The organism is Streptomyces chiangmaiensis (genome assembly GCF_036281785.1).
Taxonomy (GTDB): domain Bacteria; phylum Actinomycetota; class Actinomycetes; order Streptomycetales; family Streptomycetaceae; genus Streptomyces; species Streptomyces chiangmaiensis.
The window spans coordinates 1-7,037 of the sequence record NZ_JAYWVC010000305.1 but is presented as its reverse complement, the minus strand read 5'-3'; the positions used below and the strand labels follow the sequence as shown (position 1 = coordinate 7,037).

The window sequence follows — 7,037 nt, the reverse complement described above, 5'->3', positions numbered from 1 at the left end:
ACGCCGTCAGCGCGATGTCCGGCTATGCGGGGGGTGCACGGCTGCTGTGACCACCACGCCACGCTCACCGCGCCTGCTGTTGCTGAGCACCGTCTTGCTCGCCGTCGCCGGGACGGCTCTGCTGTACATGCCGCACGGTCAGCAACCGCCGACTCCAGGAACGGCACCTCCCTCGGCCGCGACCACGGCTCGGTCACCGATCGCCGCAACGCCTTCTACCGGCAGGCCACCGACCCTTGGCGCGGCTGCCTCCACGGCGCCCGAGGCGTCGACGCCTCCAGCCGCTCTGCCACCGCACGGCGAGGGTGTGGCCGGCGACAGAGCTGTCCAGCGGAATCTGGAGACCGCCTGGCCGGCCGACCTTCCCGTCGCCGACCAGCGGAAATTGCTCACCGCCGGTCGTGCGCTGCTGCACGCGGACGCCACCGGAGTTGGCCGCGCGAGGTGGCCGGACATGTTCCCTGACATGGGCCAAGCGGTGGCCCCGGCGTTCGCCACCGCTGACTTCCGCATCCAGGCCGCGATCGCCCGCCGCGACGGCAGCCCGAACAAGGCCGTGGTCCACCTGGTGTGGGCCGGCACGGACCGCAGCGGCACCTTCACCGACCTCCACATCACCGAATGGAACTTCACCCGCACTACCAAGAAAGGAACAGCCACGTGGACTCCGCAGCCCCGTACCTGACCGCCCCGGCGGACCAAACAGCATCCGGCCAGGCGCTCGGCCTCGTGTCCGGCATCGTGCATGCCACCGGCTGGGCGATCACCTACTGGTGGGTGGTGACCGCGGCCGCCGTCATCGTCTGGATGGCGAGCGAGATGGCGGTGCGCCACCTGGCTCGCAAGGCCTCAGCTGAGCGGATGGCGCTCGAACTCGTACCGTCGCGGCACTTCGACCCTGGCTTCGAGGAGATCTTCCGCCGGGGTGTTCAGCTCGCCAGAGCCTCGACCTCCATGCCGTGGTGGGCGCCGCGCCAGTCCAAGACGGTGCAGGTCCGGCTGCGCGCCGACGGCTCCAGCCCACTCCGGTACCGGATCGAAGGCCCCGCGGGAGCCCAACGCCTGTTGTCCATCACACCGTTCGGCCCTGGCGTGACCGTGAACCGGGCCCGCCCCATAGCCGACAAGCCCCGTGACCACGTGGTGCGGGCAGAGTTCATCCTGCGTGGCAAGCCGTCCGCGCCCTTGCGTGAAGTCCCGCTGGCCCCGGACCCGCTACAGCCGCTGATCGACGCCGTCTCCGACCTCCGTGCCGAGCTGGGTGACCTGGCCGAGATCCGGCTCGACATCCAGCGCGCCCCCAAATGGTCACTGCGGGCCCGTCGTCTGCAGCTGATGATGGACGCCCGCCGTGCGGAGAGGCGGGAGGCCCAGCGAGCCGCCCGATGGGTCCGGCAGGACGCCACTGGTATCGAGGATTCGCTGGCCTGGCAGTTGCAGCAGTTGATGGCCGGTAAGCAGGGCGGGGGCGGGCGCCGTCTGGTCATGCCGCCGATCCCCCGCCGGGTGACCCCGGAGGACGCGTTGGGCAAGCTCGCCGAGGACGACCACCTGGTCCGCGTGCAGCTGCTGGTGATGTGCGCGTCCAACGTTGAAGGGCGCGCCCAGGCCCGTCTCGCTCAACTCCAGGCCGCCTTGGACGTGTTCGGCGGCGGCTCTCGTTGGGCTATGCGTGGCTGGCGGGTGGGCCCGTGGCGGTTCGGGGCGGACCGCTGGCCCAGCCGCCGTGGCTTCGAACGCCGCTGGAATCTGGGGCACTGCCAGCCCCCTCGTCCGAACTGGGTCCGGTTGGACGAGCTGACCGGCCTGCTCAAGCCGCCCACGGTGCACTGCCGCCTCCCGCTGCTGGCCGGAGACCTGCCGACATTCGAGCACGGCAATCCCGACCTGCTATTGCAGGGCATCTACCGTGCACCCGATGGCCGCCGGCGCCTGGTCGCCACCTATGCGCGCGAGACGCTGTTCGAGGTCGGGGTGGGCAAGGCGGGCAGTGGGAAGACCGAACGCGCTCTCGCGCAGGCCATCGGCTGGGCCCACGCCGGCGGCGGGCTGATGTTCGTCGACCCTCACCGCGACTCCTGGCCACGGGCCCTACCGTTCCTCGCCCACGACCACCTGATGCAGCGAATCGCGCTGATCGATCTCAACGCCGGCGGGTCTGTCCCGCAGCTCAGTTGCTGGAACCCGATCGGGATGCACCAGGGGCAGGTGGCCCACGAGGTCGTCGAGGCGACCGCCGATGCCTACGCCTCCGTGCTCGGCTGGGACGACGCCACCGCTCCGCGCGCGCTCACCATCCTCACCGCCTCCCTGGCGGTGCTGGTGGCCGTCAACGAGGCCGCCTGTCAGGCCGGGCGGCCGGAGGACCAGGCCACCATCTTCCACGTGCGGTCCCTGCTCACCGACCCGGACTTCCGTACGGTGGCGCTCACCGCGGTGGAGGGGCGCCTGGACGCGGAGACCAGCTCATGGTGGCGGACGGTGTTCCCGACGCTGCCCACCGACGCGTTCACAGTCGTCCTCAACCCGATCGCCCGGCTGGCCGCGAACCCAGTGACCCGAGCATTCCTCGGGCAGCCAACCGGTGTCTACAACATCCGGGCCGCGATGGACTCGCGGATGATCGTGTGGGTGTGCCCGGGCGGAAACGGGCCCACCGACCGGCTGATTACCGCGCTGCTCGCCCGCGACCTGCTGCGGGCCGTGCGCTCGAGGAGAGACACCCCCGAAGACCGGCGTGTGCCGTTCCGTCCGTACTTCGACGAACTGATCACCCTGACCGGTGCGGCTCCGGCGACGATCGCGTCCATGTTCGAGGACTTCCGCAAGTACAAGGTCCACGTCCACGGCATGACCCAGCTGCTGGCCCGCCTTCCCATTCCGGTGCGGCTGTCGCTGGTGCAGAACGCCTCCACTCTGGCGTCGACGGCTGGCTCGCAGTCTGCGGTCGCCCCGATCACCGCGGAATGGGGTGACCGTCCCGGTCCGGACATCGTCGCCGCTTTGGACCGGTTCGAGCACTACATGTCGCTGACCGTCGAAGGCCGTCGTGTCGGTCCCGTCCGGATCACCGGCCCCCACCTGGACGACGTCTACGCCGACTACGCGCGCCCGCGACAGGTAGCGGCACTGGAGCGCGCCGCCCGGGCCACGGCCGGCGCCGCCCCGTTGGATCAGCTCGCGGACCGGGCTGCAGAACAGCTCACGCGCGTGAGCGACTTCCTCGCCCAGCACGCCGCGACCCCGTCGAACGTCCAGTTGGACAAGAAGGGATACAAGTGACCACCGCCTTCGAGACCGTGTCGTCCGGCCGGACGCCGAGCCCCATCGATCCGCTACCGCATCAACTGCTGGCCGTGCTCGGCCAGCACCGGATGGCGACCACGAACCAGCTCCACGAACTGCTGCGGCCCAGCGCAGCGCGGCAGACCATCTCCGGACCCCTGAATAAGCTGCGCCGCGACGGCCTGGTGGACTACACGGTGCTGCCGGCCTCCAATCGGTCCCGCGCCTGGTACCTGACGAGCGAGGGTGCCCGACTGACGAAGGACTTCCCCGCCCTGCGCGGGCGGCCGCCCTACCCGATCAACTCAGCCACCGCTGCCTCCCTGAAGACGCCGCACACCCTGACCGTCGTCCGAACCCACCTCGCCTTCGTCACCGATGCCCGCCGGCGCGGCGATGAACACGGCCACCTGGACTGGACACCGGAGGTCTCCCACCCGCTCAGCGACGGCGAGCGGATCATCACGGACGCCGTGATGCACTACACCCTCATCGAGGGCGAAGAACGGACAAAGCTGCGGGCATTCATCGAGGTCGACCGGACGACCATGAGCAGCGAGCGACTCGCCTCCAAGCTGATCGAGTACGCGCGGCTGTGGTCGTACGAGCCACAGCTCATCGGCAGGCCACGCTCACGCCAGACCGCCGCTCCCGGCGCGGTGTGGCTGCGCTGGTACCCCGTCTTTCCCCGGGTGCTGTTCGTGCTGACCGGGGCCTCCCGGTACGTCCTCGGCAACCGGATCAACGACCTGCAGGCCATGGTGACCGTCCACCCCCTCGTGGGCACACTGGCCCGGCAGGTGCCGATGGGCGCAGCAGTCCTCGAGGATCTTGAGCAACAAGGCCCCACTGGCAACGTATGGACCCCACTGGCTGAAGGGGATTCCTGCCCCTGGACCCAGCTGTAATAGTGCGAGGTCACCCTCCGACATCTGCGTCGAAATCGATCAGCTCCCAGCGCGAAACACTTACCACCACCGGCGCCCCGGCGCCGACTCAGGCCAGCCACAGATACGGAGCAAGGATCACCGCCGCACTTCGCGAGACCTGCCCATCACAAGGTCGTCAGCCCGGCGCACGCGCGACTGAGGGCTGAAAGCCGAACTCGGGGTAAACGACACCAAACACGATGCGACGCCATCCTTCAACGCCTCACGCCACAGACAAGGAAGTCAGTCCAGGTCATCAGGGTGGATGCCCTGGGCGCGCGCCAGTGCAAACAAGACACGCTCGATCATGTCGAGACGCTGCGTGATCGTACGATCTCCAGGAGTACCGATGGCGTTGGCAAGGGAATCGATGTTTCCGAATGCCGTGGCCTGCTGCTCACCGATTCGCTGAAGTTGCTCACCGTGCTCCGCCAGGGTGCGACCCGTGCGGAACGCCTCCGCCTCCAGATCCCGCAGCCGCTCATCATGGGTAGCCGTCTCTCGCGTCATAGCCCCATCCTTCCAGACCCAAGAGACGTGAGGACAACCCAGGAAAGATCGACGGCAGCGCAGGCACGCTCGACATACCCGTACGGCGAGCCCCCCAGCCAACCCCGCCCAGCAGCCCGTCAGAACAACGGAGGCGGAATACCTCGCCCAGCCCCGGTCGAAATCCTGTCGGACTCCCCCAGTCAGCCGTGGGTGCTCTTCCTTGCACGTACCGAACGGGCATGGCTCGCTGGCGGCCTTCCGCAAGGATTCGATCGCACGATCTAATCGAAAACATGCACCGACTCGATTACCTCGCAAGCGACAAGAGCAGATCGTTAAGGTCATCCGGGAGACGATCACCGAGGACGGCGAGGTGCCCGACCCTGCGGGAGATCGCCGAGCAAACGGAGCTCGGCAGCATCGACTCGGTGCACTACCACCTGCGGCGGCTAGAAGAGACAGGCGTCATCGTCCGCGAGCCGTGGCAGCCGCGAAGCATCCGCCTCGCCCGGTAGGCGTCTTCATGCCTTGGGCTGCTCGATGGAGATCTCATAGGCGATCTCCCAGCGCACGTCCGGCACGACGATGTCTGCCGTCTCCACAGGCCGGCCGTCCCGGTCGTAGTAGGTGCGCTCGACACGTGTCAGGAGATCACCGACGCTGATACCCAGGAGATTCGCCTCCCGTTGCGTGGCCCGGCCGGGGCGCGGAACCTCCACGGCCACGTCGAGGGCGATGCCGATGGATCGCATCCGCTCGACGACCCCCACGCCGGCGAGCGGCCCCAACTCCGGTAGGACGATGGGCGTTTCGCCGGTGATGGCCATCGGCTCCCACGACTCGGAGAGCTGGACGGGCTGGCTGTCGGCGAGGAACTCGTACGAGGTCTGCACGCACGGCTCGCCGGGTTCGATGGCGAGGCGCCGGGCGATGTGCTCCGGCGCGGGCACGCGGGCCTCGCTATGGGACTCCCAGGTGCCGCGTCGGCCCTGTTCCTTCATGTCGGCGCGGAAGGGGGAGCCGCCGCGCCACTCGCTGTGGCGGGATCGCACCATGCGCAGGCGCTGCCGCGGCTCGGTGACGTAAGTGCCCGATCCGGCGCGCCCCTCAAGCAGACCTTCGATGATCAGGCGCTCACTGGCTTTTTTCACCACGTTGTCGCCGACGCCGTACTCGCGTGCCAGCTGGGCGCGCGAAGGGAGGCGCTCGCCGACGGCCCATTCCCCTGCCGTGAGGCGGCGCCGCAGGTCGTCTGCGATGACCATGTACGGCGGCGGCTCCGTGCCCATTCGGTGTCTCCGTGCTGCCCACGTCCGGGCGAAGTTGCCAATCCACTCGATGCGTTGACAATCTAGTGCACCAGCTAGAAACTGGTGCACTAGAAACACGCTACGTGATCAAGCATTCACCTGGGAGACCCGTGCGTACGAAGGCCGAAAGCATCGCCGCACGGCTGGCTGCCGCCACGGGTTCCGAGGTGCACCGCACGGAGGGGCCGGCCGGTGTCCGCCTGGAGGCAAACCTGCCCCCGGAACTCAGCGAGGCAGCTCACGAGATCGTCCTGTCCGCCATCGCCGAAGCCGACGCCTACGGCCACGAGCGCACAGAGGATCGCGGCTACGTGTGGGCGCTGGTGCACGAGACCCCCAACGAAAACCCGGCGGCCGCTGACACCGCCCCGGGAGTGGCCAACGCTCAACCCAGCGAAGGAGCGTCGACATGACGCACACTACGGTCCCGGCGCCGCCCGGGGTCAAGATGAGAATCCGCGTCTATTCCGTGAGCGCCGACGGCGCCGTCACCCAGGACCGCGGCACCATCAAGAGCCTCCGCTACGGCGAGGACCTGCCGCGCCATGTGAACGGCTTCATGAACGGCTCTCGACGTGCTCGTGCCCGCGCTGTCGTGCCAGGGAGGCGGTGACGTTATGACCGACACTGTCGACACGAACAGCGAGACAGGGGTCCCGGACATCGAGACGATGCGTGAGACCGTCAACCGTCTCCTGGACCCGGACGCTGTCCCCGAGACGCTGCCGCCCGCCGCCAGCGAACTGGGCACGCTGACCCTCCAGTTGCGTGGGCACCTCGACCTGCTCATGCCCGAGGTCGAGCAGGCCGCCGGCAAGCTGGCAAGGAACAGCGTCCCGAGGTACTGCGCACTCGCCTGCCTGGGAGAGGCCCGCCAGAAACTCGCGGCTGAGCCGAGCCTCGCACTGGGGGGAGACCTCGCGTACGCCCGCCGCCTGGCCCGCGTCCTCAACGCCTTGTGCGACCACCGGCAACGGCCTGCGGATGCCGCAAGGACTGCGCGCTGTGGATCGTGACAACC

General features: G+C 68.7%; 9 protein-coding genes. 7 read left to right on the top strand and 2 right to left on the bottom strand.

Annotation, left to right across the window (positions count from 1 at the left end):
- The 3 genes from VXC91_RS40760 to VXC91_RS40750 all read left to right on the top strand — a co-directional run.
- Positions 1–685 (top strand): hypothetical protein (locus VXC91_RS40760; protein ID WP_329512413.1); only part of this gene is annotated, 685 nt, incomplete at its 5' end.
- Positions 661–3,282 (top strand): ATP/GTP-binding protein, encoded by a 2,622-nt coding sequence (locus tag VXC91_RS40755; protein WP_329512412.1) that lies wholly within the window; start codon positions 661–663, stop codon positions 3,280–3,282. The genes VXC91_RS40760 and VXC91_RS40755, both read left to right, overlap by 25 nt.
- On the top strand, positions 3,279–4,193 hold the full coding sequence (locus tag VXC91_RS40750) for a replication-relaxation family protein (RefSeq protein ID WP_329512411.1): 915 nt from the start codon (positions 3,279–3,281) through the stop codon (positions 4,191–4,193). The genes VXC91_RS40755 and VXC91_RS40750 overlap by 4 nt, the downstream gene beginning before the upstream one ends.
- A 264-nt stretch (positions 4,194–4,457) precedes the next feature.
- On the opposite strand, the gene VXC91_RS40745 is transcribed toward VXC91_RS40750, so the two are convergent.
- On the bottom strand, positions 4,458–4,724 hold the full coding sequence (locus VXC91_RS40745) for a hypothetical protein (RefSeq protein WP_329512410.1): 267 nt from the start codon (positions 4,722–4,724) through the stop codon (positions 4,458–4,460).
- Positions 4,725–4,945: 221 nt separating this feature from the next.
- On the opposite strand from VXC91_RS40745, the gene VXC91_RS47305 reads away from it, so the two are divergent.
- On the top strand, positions 4,946–5,221 hold the full coding sequence (locus VXC91_RS47305; RefSeq protein ID WP_408057600.1) for a LexA family protein: 276 nt from the start codon (positions 4,946–4,948) through the stop codon (positions 5,219–5,221).
- A gap of 6 nt (positions 5,222–5,227) precedes the next feature.
- Here the strand turns inward: VXC91_RS47305 and VXC91_RS40740 are convergent, their stop codons facing one another.
- Positions 5,228–5,995 (bottom strand): GntR family transcriptional regulator, encoded by a 768-nt coding sequence (locus VXC91_RS40740; RefSeq protein ID WP_329512409.1) that lies wholly within the window; start codon positions 5,993–5,995, stop codon positions 5,228–5,230.
- Between the two features lie 131 nt (positions 5,996–6,126).
- On the opposite strand from VXC91_RS40740, the gene VXC91_RS40735 reads away from it, so the two are divergent.
- The 3 genes from VXC91_RS40735 to VXC91_RS40725 are packed head-to-tail and all read left to right on the top strand — an operon-like array spanning position 6,127 to position 7,032.
- Positions 6,127–6,429, top strand: coding sequence for a hypothetical protein (locus VXC91_RS40735; RefSeq protein WP_329512408.1), 303 nt, complete (start codon positions 6,127–6,129; stop codon positions 6,427–6,429).
- Positions 6,426–6,629 carry a hypothetical protein gene (locus tag VXC91_RS40730; protein WP_329512407.1) on the top strand — a complete coding sequence of 68 codons (204 nt, stop codon included), beginning with the start codon at positions 6,426–6,428 and terminating at the stop codon, positions 6,627–6,629. The genes VXC91_RS40735 and VXC91_RS40730 overlap by 4 nt, the downstream gene beginning before the upstream one ends.
- Positions 6,630–6,633: 4 nt before the next feature.
- Positions 6,634–7,032 carry a DUF6415 family natural product biosynthesis protein gene (locus tag VXC91_RS40725; protein WP_329512406.1) on the top strand — a complete coding sequence of 133 codons (399 nt, stop codon included), beginning with the start codon at positions 6,634–6,636 and terminating at the stop codon, positions 7,030–7,032.
- Positions 7,033–7,037 lie beyond the last annotated feature (5 nt).